This is a genomic window from Pantoea sp. SJZ147 (assembly GCF_007828605.1).
GTDB classification, from domain to species: domain Bacteria; phylum Pseudomonadota; class Gammaproteobacteria; order Enterobacterales; family Enterobacteriaceae; genus Pantoea; species Pantoea allii.
In genome coordinates this window covers 1-15,225 of sequence record NZ_VIVB01000012.1, presented here as the reverse complement: position 1 = coordinate 15,225, position 15,225 = coordinate 1, and the positions used below count along the sequence as shown (strand labels likewise).

Here is a 15,225-nt window from a genome sequence, read left to right as displayed (position 1 = left end):
TGGCCTGTCATTGAGATTTACTTATTGGGCACTTAGGAGGAGGCTCTCGAAGAAAGGTATCTTTGGATAACGCTTTAACTGAGGACTGCTTTACTAAAACTGCTTCATAAGGTCTGTGTTCCAAACCGATGCGCTATTAAGACACAGCGAAATGGATTTTGCAAACCCTTTATTTTTCTGTCTATTTGAACGTTCAGAAGGCTGAACGGCTATCCGAAACGCGCTGCTGGAAGAGAGTGATGAATCTCAGAGACGCTGGCTGTTTTTGCTAAAGTCCACGAAAGGTTAGGAATCGGGGACGTTCTCTTAAGACGCTGCCAGTCGGAAACTCTCATTGAAAGAGTGAAACCAAAAATTATGGAGGATTGCAGGAGTGATAATGAAGGGCGTCAGAGGCTTATGACACTGGGTGAGATAGCGTTGGCAAGATCGGTTTTTAGTCCTTCCATCGTTTATCCTCGCGTCTGGATTCATCATGCCAGTGACTTTCCCTTCAAACTTCAGGGAAGAAATACCACAATGAGTCCTGACGGCGAGCTTTATTTCCGGGACTGGTATTGCGAAGACGTTGTATCAGCACTGACGTATAATAAGCAGGTCATTTTCCCGGTTGAAAAACAACCAAAAGCAGGTCTTTTTTGTATTCAGCCAGCAAAATTTAGATTTGAAAACGGGCAAGAATATTTCACTTATATTGAAGTAAATAAAAAGCAGAGGATGAGAATAAAAAGGCTACAAGAAAAGCCTGTGTCTCGACCTCCCGGGTGGTAGAGCAAGATAACAATCTCAAGATTGTCCCAACCGCGCATAAATCAAAGCCAAACCCGCATCCCTGTATTCGGGGTAATTTACAGTGAAACTGTACATGACAGAGACAAGATCAAACGCAATTCCGGCAACAAAAAGTCGTCGTACTGAAAGGTGATAAGGCGCAAGAGCCCGACCTGAAAGCGTTGCGGTTTGAGTCAACAGTCATATCTGTAGATAAAGGTATCGTCAATCCTCCCCAGGCCATCGAGGCGCTCGTTCACGAGAGTGGCTTCACGTTTGAAACCACATTTCAACGCAACCGACTGACTGCGCAGGTTACGTCCTGCCGTACGAATTTCGATTCTCTTTGCCTGCAAAAATGCTGAGGCTATGTTTGTGACCTGTTTGCATGCTTCAGACATTATGCCTTTCCCCAACACATCGGTAGCGAGCCAGTAACCGATTTCATAGTAAGGAATCGCGCGATTTCTGATGAATAAGCTAATACAGCCCACGAGTTCATCTGACTGACGATCAATAATTAAAAATTTATATTCTTCTCTGTCATTCAGAAAATTATCAGCCGCCTCCGCCATGTTTTTCTTAACAGAATCAAGAGAATGAAATCCCGGAGACCAGAGCAAGAATTCATGATGAAGAGAACTGAACGCATTCAGTTTTTGCTGCATTTCTTCTGTACGGCTCATGTCAGGGGCAATCAGATAAAAATTTTCATGCTGCAGAAAATGTAAAGGAATATCATCCAGATACATATTAAATCTCCCGTGCACAGGTTATTTTTATTTCTTATCACAAGCGAGGAACAGCGGCATCCACTTTTCATGATGTGGGGAGCAGCAAACTCCCCCCTCCAGCCCGCGATAAGCTGAACGGCGCTCGCGCGCCATCATCAGCAAAAGCCGCTCATCTCCCCAGCATGCTGAGTCCACCTCGTACACCATCATGCCGTTTCCACATCCGGGCGAGATCCACATCCCCATGAATGTTATATAACTGTAAGTATTAATCGAATAAAGTTGCTACCTGGCGCGTTTATGCGTTGTCTGTTCACTGGAGAATCCCGTTATGACGCGCGCTGTTACTTTTCTGGTTGCTGGGTTGCTGCTGAGTCCGTTATCCCACGCCGCCTCACTTTATTACACGATTTCCACCCCTGACACCGCGATAGGGCTGTCATGGCGCGCCTTTGGCGGTATTTCACATGCGAAATTAACGGGCGTGACCGGCGAGGTCGCGCTGAATCCGACGAATGAAATGGATAATCATGTGAAGGTCAGTATTCCAGTCTCCACGCTGATTGCCTCAAACAATCTGCTGACCTACCAACTGAAAAGCAGCATGTTTTTTGATGCGCCGCGCTATCCCAATATCGTTTTTACCAGCAGCCGGATCGTGGCGCAGGGCAACGGTCATTTCAGAATTTTTGGTTCGTTATCGGTCAAGGACGTGCAGCGGCCGGTGATTCTGGAGGCCACGATGGAAGAGCACGATCGCATTGCGCAGAGCGAGGACAGGATATCGCTACATGCGATGACCACGATTTCCCGTTCGGCCTACCATATGGATCGTTTTACCGCGCTGGTGGATGATACGGTGACCATCAATATTGATATCCAGGCAGAGGCCAGCCACGTGCCGTGAAACGGCGTCACCGCCAGCAAGGCCGCTGGCCGTTAAGCGTTGAGGGATTTTTTCAGGGCGTCAGCACTGGCGGCCAGTTCCCCGTCCGGGTTGCGGCCTATCAGAACAAACTGGTAGCCGCCGTGATGCCACCAGACCAGGCGCATATCATGGCGCTGTTCACGCTGCAGGCCGCTCGTGGCAGGCTGCTCGTCCGGGGAAATGCACAGCGCCATCGGGCCGTATTCCGCATGAATCCACGCAATCTGTGCAATGGACGTGCTGTCATAGCGCAGCATGCGCACCATCTTTAATTCCGCATCCGGCAAGGCAAGCTGCCGGGCATGAAGACGCAGGCCAATGTCCTGCGCCGTTCGCGCCAGGCCATGTTGCAGCGCGGCAGGGGAGTTATCCGCATCCAGCAGGGTTTCTGCGCTGTACAGTGACATGTACTGCGCTTCGAGATCGCGAATTTTCTCGCTCTCACTCAGCCTGGTTTTAGCCGGGCGAGCAAGGTAGCCCAGGCCCGATCCGATCACCAGAATACTCAGCGAGGCCGCAATCAGCGAACGACGGCTGACGCCCGATGTGGCGGCAACAACGGCAGCAGCAGCGGGTTCCTGCCCTGGCGCGGCTAATAGCGTGTCGAGCTGGCGCTGCAGTTTGGCTTCCGGTGCCTTATCCAGTAAGGGCGCAAAGGCCGCGTCAAAGTCGAGCTGGCTTTTCATCAGTTCATCAACGCGTTCAGCCAGCTCCGCATCGTTTTCCAGCAGCGACGCAAACTGGCGTGCATCCTCGGGGTCCATCTCGCCATCCAGCCAGGCGACTAAGGCTTCGTCACTGTAAGGGGGCGAAAAATGCAGCCTGTTCATGAGCGTTTCTCCTTCGCAGCGGCCTGAGCATCAAATGATTTTGCCAGCGCCGAACGCGCGGTTGCCAGCCTGCTCATAATGGTGCCGATGGGCACGGCCAGCGTCTCTGCGGCTTCCTGATAGGTAAATCCTTCGACATACACTAAAAATACGGTATTGCGCTGGGCTTCTGGCAATGCGCTGACGCGCTGCATGATTTTCTGAAAATGCAGGCGTTCATCGTCACGTTCCTGCGTATCAGGGGCCAGCAGGTCATCGCTTTCCACAAAACCCTGTCCTAACCGCACGCGGCGGGCGCGTAGATCGGAAATCCAGATGGAGTGAAGAATCGAGAACAGCCAGCGATCTATCCGGGTACCTGGCGTAAACTGCGCGCTCTTTTCGAGCGCGCGAACACAGGTAGACTGCACGAGTTCTTCGGCAACGTCGTGGTTTCGGGACAGCACCAGCCCGTAGCGCCACAGGCGCGTCAGATGGGCAGCAAGCTGCTGACGAACTTCGCTGGTAGTGATGTGACTGTCCTCATGGTACGTATCAGGATTCCGGATGGCCATCAATGGCGGCCTGCAAATCACGATACTCTTCGCATCCTGTACCGCACAGGCTGGCGATGGTTTTCAACTGCGCTTTTGCCAGATCGGGACGGCCTTTAATCAGCCACGCCTCGCCCAGGTATTCGCGCACTTTCGCATAGCGCGGGTTAAGCGCCAGCGAGCGTTGATAATACCCGATACCTTCGTCGGTACGCCCGAGTTTTCGGGTGGCATAACCCCGGTAGTTCCAGGCTTCTGCGGTATTGGGCTGTTTCAGGCTATCCAGCAGCGTCAGCGCGGCCTGATATTCGCCTTTTTTTGCCAGATGATAGGCATAGTTGGTCTTGTCTTCGTCACTCAGGCGTGCCGTCTTGTCGGGAACGCACTGTTTACTCTTGCTGTCGTAAACCTGCCCACGCGGACAGTCGGGAATGTTACTGTTGGTGCTGTCATCGCCTGCGGCCAGGGCCGGGTTGGCGTGGATAACAAACAGCAGGGCCGGAATCAGCAGCTTACGGCCTGTGGCACGCAGCAGTGAAGAGGTGTTTTTCATGGTAGTGCTCCAGTTAACGGTAGGTGCGAACGGGCAGCATGCGGCGCAGCACGTTATCGCGTAAAACGTAGTGGTGGATAAGGGCGGCCAGCGCATGGAACGAGGCCAGAATAATCAGCGCCCAGGCGACATTGTTGTGTAATTCCCCCAGGGCATGTTTGAGCAGGGGATCGACATGCACCAGCCCGGTCAGATCGAACAGGCCAAAAAAACCAAAGGGTTCCTGCTGCGCCCAGCGAAACATAAAGCCCAATACAATTTGTGTGAACAGCAGCAGATAGAGCGCACCGTGCACGCAGTGTGAAAGGAATTTTGCCGGACGAGAAATGGCCGCGGCGGGCATCGCGTAACGCGGTGAGCGCTGGCTCATCAGCCGCCAGACCGGCCGGACCACCATCACCAGTGCCAGGATGATCCCGCAGGAAATATGCACCGACTGTAATCCCTTGCGGAGCGGTGTCCCGCGGTCCAGCCATTCCCAGATGTGCGCACTGGCAAACAAAAAGATGACGCTGGCAGCGGTTATCCAGTGCAGCGCCAGGGTCATGCTGTCGTAGCGCTGTCGGGGTTTTTTGGGTTGTGTTTGAATCATGGCTTGCGATCTCTCAGTCAGGTTTATGATGAGTGAACGTATCTGTGCGGATTTTTATTCGATATTTTTTTAACGTACTGCGTTTGGGTGAGGTCACTCACCAGAGGAAGGGCAAGAAAACGGCTGAACTGCCCGGCCTGCAATCGTTGTCCATTTCAGTACGCGCCGGGCTATGCGCCGTCACAGGTATGTTCTGGTTGCCGGTGAGCCATTTGGATGATGCGCATCCTGCGAAAGGACATTGACGTCATCGGGAGGGTGTTTTAATGATGTAGGGCAGTTATCACCCGGTTGTTAAAAGCCAAATCCACTCTTAAGGCGCGTTCCCATGACGATACAGGTTTGCATTCCCGATGATTATCAGCTGGTCACGACGGGCCTCGACTGCCTGCAAAACCTTCCCCAATTTCACTGTACTGCCGTTGGGGATATCAGCCGGGATTCTGGCGCGGATGACGCGCTGGCAAGCGCCCAGGCCTTGATCCTGATCCGTGAGCGCACCACCGTCGACGACGCCTTTTTACAGCGCACGCCAAATCTGAAGCTCATCAGCCAGACCGGCAAAATCGCCCGCAATATCGATCTCGCGGCCTGTTCACGGGCTGGCGTTGCCGTGGTAGAAGGCGTGGGTTCGCCCGTTGCCCCGGCGGAGCTGACATGGCTGTTGATCATGGCGGCCCGCAGAAAGTTCGTGCAGGCCGTTAACGCCATGCGCGCCGGACACTGGCAGGCGGAACTGGGGCAGGGCGTGCACAATCAGAGGTTAGGGATTTTGGGCTACGGAAAAATCGGCAAGCGCATTGCGGCTTACGCTAACGCCTTTGGTATGCAGGTGCAGGTCTGGGGCAGCGATCGCGCCAGGCAGGAAGCGCAGCAGGAGGGATTGATCGTGCCTGCCAGCCGTGAGGCGTTTTTTGCGACCAGCGATGTGATAACCGTTCATCAGCGCTTAGTGGCAGAAACTCAGGGCAACGTTACGCTCGTCGATCTGTTGCAGATGAAGCCCGATGCGCTGTTTGTGAACACCAGCCGGGCAGAGCTGGTGGCCGCCGATGCGTTGCTGAGTGCGCTCCAGCACGGCCATCCGGGCTTTGCGGCGCTTGATGTCTTTGAGGCGGAGCCGATTTACGACCCGGCGCATCCGTTATTATCGATGCCCAACGTGCTCTGCACGCCGCATATCGGCTATGTCGAGAAGGACAGTTACAGGCTGTATTTCAAAACCGCGTTCGACAACGTGGTGCGCTTTTTTGAGGGTGATACAAGCCATGTGATCAACCCGGAGGCGCGGGGATAAGCTTATCCTTAGCGCTGAGGGTGCTTTCAGGCACTCAAGATTAAGGCGCGCCACCAGCTGACAGGTGGCGCAAATAACATGAGCTATTCCGTAATAACAGGTATCCACGCGTGATCGGAATAGGCCATCTTCGACTTGATAGCTAATGGATTCGATATGCAATAAACATTTTTTGCTGGATTTTTAACAAACCACATCTTTATCTGCTCGTAATGATAATAAAGTTGATGAGATAAAGTGATTAAATATCCTGTTCATGACTTCTCTGGAAATATCCTCTTAGCACATCAAAGTAATACAATTCCCCGAAAAAAATCTTTTTCAGGCTGGATCGTGTCTTGATCTTTATAAGCGTGATTCAACCTGTGTCCACATAATGATGTGAGTTATCAACCTGCTTAACAGGAGCGAGAGTGGACTGCATGAATGTCAATTGTGTGATGCGCCTCTAAAAAAAAGGCTTTTAGCCCAGGCAGTTACCAGATTCTAATGGTGATGGTCTGTGTGGAGTTGGCAAATCGGCGATGATAAAGTTATTAAGATAAACATAATTATTATAAAGGGGATGGTATGTACAGTAAATTATCGGTCCTTTTTAATGAAATGATTGACCAGGATTTTCATACAGCACGCGATCTGGCTGGCCGGCTAAACGTCAGTGAAAAAACAGTGCGGACCCGATTAAAAGAGTTGAATGCCATTCTGATGTCGCATGGAGCCTTAATTCATTCCAAATCCAGCATGGGCTATCAGCTGGTAGTTGAAAACAAAGATGATTTTCATCGTCTGACGATCTCTCTAAATAAAAACAGCCACGTGCAGCGGCCAACCACCTCAAATGAAAGAGTCGTTTTTATTCTGGCTAACCTGCTGAGTCGGGATGACTATATTAAATTAGATGAGCTTTGCGACACCTATTACGTTTCCCGTAATACAATGACGGCAGACCTTAAAAAAGTAGAGTACATCCTGCATCTGCATCAACTGGTACTTGATCGTCGGCCGAACTATGGGATTGCGGTTCAGGGTGATGAATTCGATAAACGTGTTTGTATCGCCAATAACCTCATCCGATTTAATGGTTTTATGAACGAGGATGGGGAAAAAGAGCAGGGCCTGAAAAAGATCGGCACGATTATTTTGGCTGTTTTACATCGCTATGGGTTGAGCATATCCGAAGTCTCGCTGGAAAATCTTGTTTCACATGTTTTTATTGCGGTGTACCGAACCAGGCACGCGCACTCCATATCTGTCGACACCAAAAAAATACGCATGCTGGTTAAACCTGACGTTCTTGAGGCAACAAGACTCATCGTACAACAGGTCGAGGATGCTCTTAACCTCCCACTGAATGACAACGAATTCTCATATATTGCCCTGCATATGGGCGCTAAGCTGTCTTCCACCGCGGTTAAAAAAACCGGCGTCAATATCGTTATCTCACGAAAGATCGACGAGTTGACCGGGCGAATGCTGGAAATCCTGTTCAAGAGTTTCAAAATTGATTTCATGGATAATCTGGAGCTGCGTATGTCGTTAAATCAACATTTGGTTCCGCTGGATATCCGCATGCAGTACGGCATCCCACTCAGTAATCCGCTGGTGCAGGAAATAAAAAAAGAGTATGCCTTCGCCTATACCCTGGCGGCCACAGCCTGTATTGCACTGGCAGAACATTATGCCACCCGTATTCCTGATGATGAGATTGCTTATTTTGCCATCATCTTTGAACTGGCGCTGATGAAAAAAGATAAAAAAGTAGAGAAGAAAAATATCATTGTCGTCTGTGCGTCAGGAAAAGGCACTACACAGTTATTTATGTACAAATACAAACAGGCATTCGGAAAATACGTTGACCATATTTATGAATGTACGGCCTGGGAGCTGGAAAGTTTTGACTTTGCAGGAAAGAACATTGATTACATTTTCACTACGGTTCCCGTTAATACAGACGTGCCGATACCTGTGTTTGAAGTGACGCAGTTTCTGGAAAGCAAAGATATCGCAACCTGTAATGAAGTATTTGAAAACAATAACAACGTTTTTTTGTATAAATACTATCGGCCCGAACTGTTTGTCAACAATATCAATGCATCCACAAAAGAAGAAGCCCTCACGATATTATGCCAGCACACGGCACAAACCTTTTCGCTGCCAGACGGCTTTTACGATGCGGTGATAAAACGGGAAGCATTGGGGCAAACCGACTTTGGTAATATGGTAGCCATTCCGCATCCGTTCCAGGTGATGACCAAAAATAGCTTTGTCACTATCGGGATATTAGAACGCCCTATATGGTGGGGGCACAACGATGTGCAGGTGATATTCCTTATCTCCATTTCTGCCGATGAGGACAGCGATGTCGGCCGTTTTTATCAACTGACAACGAAGTTCCTGTTTGACTCTGCTGCGATACAGCAACTGCTTATTAACCCGACGTTTGACGTCATCATGAAGTTGCTTAAAGGAGGTGAATCTCTATAAGCGAAGGCAAATTTTACCACTTTCAACATGGTAAATTTCCCGCTGGAGAGAGGAGAAAGTGATGACTATGATGACGGTAAATGATCAGAAAACGGAGCGGTAACGTGATGGAAATTAGTCTTGAAGATATTATCACTGAATTAGTCGTTAACGGCGGCAGTGCTAAAAGTAAAGCCATGCAGGCCATGAAGGCTGCCAGGTTGGGTGATTTTGAACTGGCAGAACAGCGAATAAAAGAAGCCAATGAGTTTTTACACAAGGCTCACCATTTTCAGACGGAAATGATTCAGGCGGAAGCACGCGAAGAGAACCCGTGCGCCGTTTCGCTCATTATGGTCCATGGTCAGGATCATTTAATGAGCGCGATGACAACACGAGACATAGCCATCGAAATGATTGAAATGTACAAGCTGATCAAAAATAAATAACGATAAGGAAATAGCCATGATCTACATCACATTAGTTTGCGCAGCTGGAATGTCGACCTCTATGTTGATGGCAAAGATGCAGCAGAGTGCTAAACAGCGCCAAATCGACGTGAGCATTATTGCGATGCCCGAAGAAAAATTTAGAACGCATAACGGGAAAACAGACGTACTTCTTCTGGGGCCACAAATATCTTATCTGGAAGATGACCTGCGCGAAAAATATGAACCTCAGGGCATTAGCGTTGCCGTAGTCGATATGGTGGACTATGGAATGATGAATGGTGAAAAAGTTCTGGAAGACGCGCTCGCATTAGTAAAGTAAACCGCTTATTAAACATCAGGTGCATAGCCAAATAAACGTGGCAGGGGATTATTATGCCTAAATTTGACCGAAAAGCGATAACCAATAAAATTAACCCCGTAGTCAATAAAATCCAGACCAGTAAACTGGTCAATGGCATTACAGGCGGCATGATGAGTGCCATGCCAATTACGATACTGGGCGCATTTGCAGCACTGTTCCTGAATTTACCCATTCCGGCCTATAAAGCCTTTATTGCCAGTGTGGGGATTGCCACCGCGCTGAAAACGATCATTATGTTTACCACAAACTTCCTTGCTGTGATATTCGGCGTCGCCATTGCGGGAAGTTATGCAAAGCAACATGACGAAGATGCGTTATTCTGCGGAATACTGGCGTTGCTAAGTTTCTTTATCGTGACGCCCGTAGCCCTCTCCGAAACCGGGTTGCCCATTATTCCTGTGCAATGGTTAGGCGGAACGGGCATATTTACCGCCATCGTGGTCAGCTTGCTTTCAACCCGGGTCTACATCTTTATCAAGCGGCAAGGGTTCACTATTAAGATGCCTGCCAGCGTGCCGCCGGTGGTTTCCAGCAGTTTCAGTAGCCTGATTCCCGGGTTCGCTTCATTAATCTTGTTTGCTGCCGTGTCGGTCATCTTTACTGCGACACCGTTCAAAAACATGCACCAGTTTATCTATACCTTCCTGCAAATTCCACTTCAGGGCATGGGAGGAAATATTGTCTCCATCATCCTGCTCTGGACGCTGGCGCAGTTACTGTGGTTTGTCGGAATCCACGGCACCATGGTCATTTACTCCGTCGTGTTACCGATTTTTACTGCAATGGATGCGATGCAACTGGCCGCCTATTCTGCCGGTGAGTCATTGCCGAACATCACCGGGCGAGCGTTTGTCAGTACCTATACCATGTCGGGCAGTGCGATTGGTCTGACATTGCTGATGTTGTTCTTTGCCAGAAGTCAGCAATATAAAACGCTTGGTAAACTCACCACGGTTCCCGCGCTGTTTGGCATCAGTGAACCCCTGGTGTTTGGCACGCCGATGGTATTTAACTTCCGGTTTGCTATTCCCTTTATCTTTATGAACGCCATCAGTCTGGTGATTGCCTATGGCGCAACCTATATCGGTCTTGTGCCGCGGGTTGCCGGAATTACACCGATAACGGGCGTGCCCATTATATTAAGCGGTATTATGGAAGGGAGCTGGAAGATAGCGGTATTGCAGGTTGTGCTGGTCGCCGTGCAGTTAATTATCTGGTATCCCTTTTTCAAAAAGGCTGATAGAGCGTCTTACCGCCTTGAAAAAGAAGGCACAGGCAAACAGGTTTAATGATTAAAAATACGCTTGCCTGATAAATAAGATTCTGAGGGCGGTTATTCGATGGAACTGCCCGTTTTAAACAGAACCGTAAACAGGAATAGCCTGTCGATGTAATCAATTAATTTATAACTTAACCCTACTTCTGCTCTTTACAAAGAAAACTATTATGAAAATTAAAAAACTCACCATGGCGGTATTGTTATTGGTATTGACTTCACCTTTACTCCAGGCCGCAGAAATTAACGATAATGAAGATGCGTTACGTATCCGACTAAAAAATGATTTTCGCCGTGCGGATCGGCCCAGTGCGGGGAACTACGAAAAAAACATTTATGGCTGGGTTCAGGGGGCCATGATTGATGCAAATTCGCACTATTATTCTGATTTCATTGGTATAGAAGCGGGAGCATATTATGTTTATAAGCTCGGTGCCAAAGAACAATGGAGTACACGCGGCTATCTGGCCGACCATGACAGTTTTGGCCTGGTGACGGGAGCAATAAAGTTAAAACCTCAGGATAATATTCATCTTAAAATCGGTCGCTTCGGTACTGATAACGGCTATGGCAGTTTGCCCTACCGCATTCCACTTATTGCTTCTGGCTCCACCCGAACCATGCCAACGCTTTCGGAAGGTGTATTAGGTCGCTATCAGCCTGACGACAATATCGATCTATGGGCGATGTATCGCACACGCGTTTTTCTCTGGCCCGATGCGGCAGTCGGGGTGCGTAATGAAGGGATCTACAACGCGTCCACAGGCCGTTACGATACCAAACGGGCACGTTCTTTTCTGGCGGGTAGCTGGCACGATAAAAACAGCCGTTACTCCCTTGGCGGTTCGTGGCAGGACGATGTTTCTTCTCAGTATCAGGCATTGATCGAAAAGAAATTTCCGCTTGAAAACAAAAACGTGATTAAAGTCGAACTGCTGGCGTTTCATGCTTTGTTAAATGGCGTGTCACGTACTCAGAGCTATCACAATAATACTCAGGTTTATTCAGGTCAGATTACCTACAGCATGCCAAAAATAAGTTTTTTTGGCGCAGCGGGAATCGTCACCCATGCGATGAATGGTATTGGCTCTAATGTTGATACTGATATCGGCTATCCCAATTCCCTCAGTATCGACAGAAATAAAGAAGACATGTTTTCCTTGCAGGTGGGTGCACAATATTTCTTTCGGCCAAATCTGAGCGTTATGCTTGCACCTCTGATTACACGCGGTTACGAAGATACAAGACGAACCATTCGGATGAATGGTCGGGGAATTCTCGCGGGTATTTTCTATAACATACAAGAAGGGCCGTTATCAGGAATGAAAATGTACGTCGCGTCGGATATTGCTAAGGAGAAAAGGGAGGGTAGTTCGCTGAGGAATAACCTCTATTACTGGGATGTTAAAGCCGGAATACAGTACGACTTCATGCTGAAATAAATAATTATTCTCACCACTATAACGAAAAGAAGGAAGGCCTGATGTTAAAACCGATTGAAACGACGTCACGTGAAGCTAAATTACTGGATGGTTTATGGGAATTTAAACTTGATGCAGACAGGCGCGGATTAACCGATAAGTGGTGGAAAAGCCGACTCAGCGCTGCGCGTAAAGTGGCGGTTCCTGGCAGCTATAATGATCAATTCGCCGATGAAGCCGTACGCTCGCATGTAGGCGATGTCTGGTACCAGACTGAGGTTCGTATTCCTGAGCGCTGGCATGAGCAACGCGTGGTGCTGCGTTTTGATGCTGTCACGCATCGTGGAACGGTATGGCTCGACGACGAACAAATCATGTTCCATCAGGGCGGTTACACGCCATTCGAATGCGATATCACTGCCCACATAGCGGCGAAACGCACTCTACGCCTTACGGTTTGTGTGAACAATGAACTGTCGTGGCACACCATCCCGCCCGGCATTGTGGTCGAGCAGGAGGGGCGGCTGAAGCAGCACTACTTTCATGACTTCTTTAACTATGCAGGCATTCACCGGCACGTCTGGCTTTATACCACGCCGCGTGAGTTTATCCGGGACATCGAGGTGCAAACGGATTTCAGTGATGACCTTCAATCAGGTGCAGTGCACTACCGCATTGACGCACCGGGCAACGTGACCTGTCAGTTAAGGGATCATGAGGGATCGCAGGTTGCTCAGTGCACGGGACGTGAGGGATGCCTTGAGGTGATTCAGCCTGTACTCTGGCAGCCCGGCAAGGCTTACCTGTACTGGTTGATCGTGAATGCAGGCACCGACTGTTATGAACTACCTGTGGGCATTCGCACTGTCGAAGTAAAGGAAGATCAGTTCCTTATCAACAATCAGCCCTTTTACTTCAAGGGATTTGGCCGCCATGAAGATGCCGATCTGCGCGGTAAGGGCTTCGATAATGTGCTGCTGGTGCACGATCATGCGTTGATGTCCTGGACAGGGGCCAACTCTTACCGCACTGCACATTATCCTTATGCAGAAGAAATGCTGGACTGGGCAGATGAGCACGGCATCGTGGTGATTAATGAAACCCCAGCGGTCGGGTTTAACGTTTCTCTGCCGATGATTCGCAACATTGCCAGACCAGAAAAACTGTTTTGCGCCGAGGCGCTTAACGAGGTAACGCAGCAGGCGCATCTTGACGCGATACACGAACTGATTGACCGGGATAAAAATCATCCTTCGGTGGTGATGTGGAGTATCGCGAATGAGCCAGACGCACGTGAACCCGCCAGCAGAGAGTATTTCCTGCCATTGGTGGAGGCGACAAAACTACGGGATGCCAGCCGTCCGGTTTGCTGCGTTAACATTACGAAATCCTCGCTGGATGAAGACCAGATCAGTGATCTGTTTGATGTGCTCTGCCTGAATCGGTATTACGGCTGGTATGAAAATCCCGCTGATCTGACGGCAGCGGAAAAAGCGCTGGAAGGGGAACTTACCGCCTGGCACGACCGCCATCAAAAGCCCATCATCATTACCGAATACGGAACTGATACGTTGTCGGGCCTTCATTCTGTTTATAACGAAATGTGGTCTGAAGAGTACCAGTGCGCGTTTCTTGATATGTACCATAACGTTTTTGATCGCTTACCCTTTGTTGTGGGTGAGCATGTGTGGAACTTTGCCGATTTCGCTACCTCGCAGGGCATCATTCGGGTAGGGGGAAATAAAAAGGGCGTATTTACCCGAGACAGAAAACCTAAGGCATCCGCTTTTCTGCTTAAAAAACGCTGGACGGCGATGCCTTAACCGGCGTGCGTGAGAACCTGGATGCGCGAAAGTGCATCCAGGCAGGTGACAGGTGCAGACGTTATCAGCGCAGCTAACTGATGAAGAGACAGAATCGGTTTTTATGGCTGTGTTAGCGGGGTGGACAGGGCTTAGTTGCCATATTTTTAACTTAAATAAAATCTATCTTAAATCAGACTATGATAAGAGGATTAAATTATTTTAAGAAAGGCTTTTTGTTGCTGGTTAAACTAATAAAACGTTTTAGTTATACATGTTGATATTTTTTATGTGGCTTGAGTGTTATCTGTACAAATAAATTCGCTATGTGAGATGCGTTCCTTTTTTTTATAGTCTGGCTTATCCGCTTATCCGCTTATCCGCTTATCCGCTTATCCGCTTAAATATCGACAGGCTACTGATCCACCAAAAAAAAGGTGCTTATGATTTCAATGCCAGAGCGCAGACCTTATGGAATGATTTCCATTGCCTTAGGCATCGGATTCACGTTTACTGAATCCGCAGCCATTTATCGGCACAATTTTTTACGCATTCTCACAAGCCACTCAACCTCGATAATAAGGCATAAAAATGAAGATGGAAAACATCCCCTTTGGGATAACCGACTGGTCACAGATCGAGGAAGAACGGCATCCGGGGGAAAGCGGATTCGCGCTCTGGCGCGTGGCAACGTTTGGCGATATCCGGGTCAGAATGGTCGAGTATTCCCCCGGCTACGTCGCCGATCACTGGTGTATAAAAGGGCATATTCTTCTGTGTCTGAAAGGGGAGCTGGTGACAGAGCTGGATGACGGACGGACGTTTGTATTAACGCCCGGCGTGAGTTATCAGGTTGCCGACGATGCTGAAGCACATCGTTCAACGACCACGGCGGGAGCAACCCTGTTTATCGTTGACTGATGGGATTGGTAGCCTTATTGCGGGTGGGATGGATTTTTCATGCGATAGGGAGATTGAAGCGCGGTTTCGTAGATTACCTTGTTGGGGAAGGGTGCTTTCTGATGAGAAAGGCACCAGTGCGGCCTGATAAGCGTAAGTTTAGTGAGGTGGGGCTTAATGTCGTGGCTTACCGTTCAGAACGTAAAGTCCGCTTAGAGCTGTGAGTTCAATGGGTCGATGCAACGCTATCCTTAATCAAGGGGGACGTTGCCATGAAACGAAGAACTCGGATTAACTACACGCCAGAGCAGA

16 protein-coding genes are annotated in these 15,225 nt (G+C 49.1%); 10 read left to right on the top strand and 6 right to left on the bottom strand.

Annotated elements, in window-relative coordinates:
- The first annotated feature begins 399 nt into the window (after positions 1-399).
- Positions 400-771 (top strand): hypothetical protein, encoded by a 372-nt coding sequence (locus tag FBY13_RS17220; protein ID WP_145394695.1) that lies wholly within the window; start codon positions 400-402, stop codon positions 769-771.
- 194 nt (positions 772-965) lie between these two features.
- Here the strand turns inward: FBY13_RS17220 and FBY13_RS17215 are convergent, their stop codons facing one another.
- A complete protein-coding gene (locus FBY13_RS17215) occupies positions 966-1,523 on the bottom strand; it encodes a GNAT family N-acetyltransferase (RefSeq protein WP_063879193.1) in 558 nt (185 codons plus the stop codon).
- A 27-nt stretch (positions 1,524-1,550) separates the two neighbouring features.
- On the bottom strand, positions 1,551-1,715 hold the full coding sequence (locus FBY13_RS23475) for a hypothetical protein (RefSeq protein ID WP_186440827.1): 165 nt from the start codon (positions 1,713-1,715) through the stop codon (positions 1,551-1,553).
- 121 nt (positions 1,716-1,836) lie between these two features.
- On the opposite strand from FBY13_RS23475, the gene FBY13_RS17210 reads away from it, so the two are divergent.
- Positions 1,837-2,412: a YceI family protein gene (locus tag FBY13_RS17210; RefSeq protein WP_145394694.1), complete on the top strand. Its 576-nt coding sequence runs from the start codon at positions 1,837-1,839 to the stop codon at positions 2,410-2,412.
- A gap of 32 nt (positions 2,413-2,444) precedes the next feature.
- On the opposite strand, the gene FBY13_RS17205 is transcribed toward FBY13_RS17210, so the two are convergent.
- Genes FBY13_RS17205 through FBY13_RS17190 form a run of 4 tightly spaced genes read right to left on the bottom strand, consistent with a single transcriptional unit; the run spans position 2,445 to position 4,941 of the window.
- Positions 2,445-3,263 carry an anti-sigma factor gene (locus FBY13_RS17205; protein ID WP_145394693.1) on the bottom strand — a complete coding sequence of 273 codons (819 nt, stop codon included), beginning with the start codon at positions 3,261-3,263 and terminating at the stop codon, positions 2,445-2,447.
- Positions 3,260-3,817, bottom strand: coding sequence for a sigma-70 family RNA polymerase sigma factor (locus FBY13_RS17200; protein ID WP_145394692.1), 558 nt, complete (start codon positions 3,815-3,817; stop codon positions 3,260-3,262). The genes FBY13_RS17205 and FBY13_RS17200 overlap by 4 nt, the downstream gene beginning before the upstream one ends.
- A complete protein-coding gene (locus FBY13_RS17195) occupies positions 3,798-4,349 on the bottom strand; it encodes a tetratricopeptide repeat protein (protein WP_096012413.1) in 552 nt (183 codons plus the stop codon). Before FBY13_RS17195 ends, FBY13_RS17200 begins: the two co-directional genes overlap by 20 nt.
- A gap of 13 nt (positions 4,350-4,362) precedes the next feature.
- Positions 4,363-4,941 (bottom strand): cytochrome b, encoded by a 579-nt coding sequence (locus FBY13_RS17190; RefSeq protein WP_145394691.1) that lies wholly within the window; start codon positions 4,939-4,941, stop codon positions 4,363-4,365.
- Positions 4,942-5,269: 328 nt separating this feature from the next.
- Here FBY13_RS17190 and FBY13_RS17185 point away from each other — a divergent pair, with 328 nt between their 5' ends.
- From FBY13_RS17185 to FBY13_RS17150, 8 genes are all read left to right on the top strand, one after another.
- Positions 5,270-6,238, top strand: a complete 969-nt coding sequence (locus tag FBY13_RS17185; RefSeq protein ID WP_145394690.1) for a D-2-hydroxyacid dehydrogenase family protein — start codon at positions 5,270-5,272, stop codon at positions 6,236-6,238.
- A 570-nt stretch (positions 6,239-6,808) separates the two neighbouring features.
- The gene (locus tag FBY13_RS17180) at positions 6,809-8,722 is read left to right on the top strand and encodes a transcription antiterminator (protein ID WP_145394689.1); all 1,914 of its coding nucleotides are present in this window, start codon (positions 6,809-6,811) and stop codon (positions 8,720-8,722) included.
- Between the two features lie 107 nt (positions 8,723-8,829).
- Positions 8,830-9,150 carry a PTS lactose/cellobiose transporter subunit IIA gene (locus FBY13_RS17175; protein WP_145394810.1) on the top strand — a complete coding sequence of 107 codons (321 nt, stop codon included), beginning with the start codon at positions 8,830-8,832 and terminating at the stop codon, positions 9,148-9,150.
- A 16-nt stretch (positions 9,151-9,166) separates the two neighbouring features.
- Entirely contained in the window at positions 9,167-9,472 is a 306-nt protein-coding gene (locus FBY13_RS17170) for a PTS sugar transporter subunit IIB (protein ID WP_145394688.1), read from the top strand.
- Positions 9,473-9,525: 53 nt separating this feature from the next.
- Positions 9,526-10,803, top strand: coding sequence for a PTS sugar transporter subunit IIC (locus FBY13_RS17165; protein WP_145394687.1), 1,278 nt, complete (start codon positions 9,526-9,528; stop codon positions 10,801-10,803).
- A gap of 178 nt (positions 10,804-10,981) precedes the next feature.
- Positions 10,982-12,232 carry a glucuronide uptake porin UidC gene (gene uidC / locus FBY13_RS17160; protein WP_186440835.1) on the top strand — a complete coding sequence of 417 codons (1,251 nt, stop codon included), beginning with the start codon at positions 10,982-10,984 and terminating at the stop codon, positions 12,230-12,232.
- Positions 12,233-12,273: 41 nt separating this feature from the next.
- Positions 12,274-14,034 carry a beta-glucuronidase gene (gene uidA / locus FBY13_RS17155; RefSeq protein ID WP_145394685.1) on the top strand — a complete coding sequence of 587 codons (1,761 nt, stop codon included), beginning with the start codon at positions 12,274-12,276 and terminating at the stop codon, positions 14,032-14,034.
- Between the two features lie 570 nt (positions 14,035-14,604).
- Complete coding sequence (locus FBY13_RS17150) at positions 14,605-14,934, top strand: DHCW motif cupin fold protein (protein ID WP_063879204.1); 330 nt, start codon at positions 14,605-14,607, stop codon at positions 14,932-14,934.
- Positions 14,935-15,225 lie beyond the last annotated feature (291 nt).

What these genes read in the sequence shown, in the direction of transcription:
- FBY13_RS17220 (WP_145394695.1), top strand. Translation starts at nt 400, where the DNA reads ATGACACTGGGTGAGATAGCGTTGGCAAGATCGGTTTTTAGTCCTTCC.
- FBY13_RS17215 (WP_063879193.1), bottom strand. Translation starts at nt 1,523, where the DNA reads ATGTATCTGGATGATATTCCTTTACATTTTCTGCAGCATGAAAATTTT.
- FBY13_RS23475 (WP_186440827.1), bottom strand. Translation starts at nt 1,715, where the DNA reads ATGATGGTGTACGAGGTGGACTCAGCATGCTGGGGAGATGAGCGGCTT.
- FBY13_RS17210 (WP_145394694.1), top strand. Translation starts at nt 1,837, where the DNA reads ATGACGCGCGCTGTTACTTTTCTGGTTGCTGGGTTGCTGCTGAGTCCG.
- FBY13_RS17205 (WP_145394693.1), bottom strand. Translation starts at nt 3,263, where the DNA reads ATGAACAGGCTGCATTTTTCGCCCCCTTACAGTGACGAAGCCTTAGTC.
- FBY13_RS17200 (WP_145394692.1), bottom strand. Translation starts at nt 3,817, where the DNA reads ATGGCCATCCGGAATCCTGATACGTACCATGAGGACAGTCACATCACT.
- FBY13_RS17195 (WP_096012413.1), bottom strand. Translation starts at nt 4,349, where the DNA reads ATGAAAAACACCTCTTCACTGCTGCGTGCCACAGGCCGTAAGCTGCTG.
- FBY13_RS17190 (WP_145394691.1), bottom strand. Translation starts at nt 4,941, where the DNA reads ATGATTCAAACACAACCCAAAAAACCCCGACAGCGCTACGACAGCATG.
- FBY13_RS17185 (WP_145394690.1), top strand. Translation starts at nt 5,270, where the DNA reads ATGACGATACAGGTTTGCATTCCCGATGATTATCAGCTGGTCACGACG.
- FBY13_RS17180 (WP_145394689.1), top strand. Translation starts at nt 6,809, where the DNA reads ATGTACAGTAAATTATCGGTCCTTTTTAATGAAATGATTGACCAGGAT.
- FBY13_RS17175 (WP_145394810.1), top strand. Translation starts at nt 8,830, where the DNA reads ATGGAAATTAGTCTTGAAGATATTATCACTGAATTAGTCGTTAACGGC.
- FBY13_RS17170 (WP_145394688.1), top strand. Translation starts at nt 9,167, where the DNA reads ATGATCTACATCACATTAGTTTGCGCAGCTGGAATGTCGACCTCTATG.
- FBY13_RS17165 (WP_145394687.1), top strand. Translation starts at nt 9,526, where the DNA reads ATGCCTAAATTTGACCGAAAAGCGATAACCAATAAAATTAACCCCGTA.
- uidC (WP_186440835.1), top strand. Translation starts at nt 10,982, where the DNA reads ATGGCGGTATTGTTATTGGTATTGACTTCACCTTTACTCCAGGCCGCA.
- uidA (WP_145394685.1), top strand. Translation starts at nt 12,274, where the DNA reads ATGTTAAAACCGATTGAAACGACGTCACGTGAAGCTAAATTACTGGAT.
- FBY13_RS17150 (WP_063879204.1), top strand. Translation starts at nt 14,605, where the DNA reads ATGAAGATGGAAAACATCCCCTTTGGGATAACCGACTGGTCACAGATC.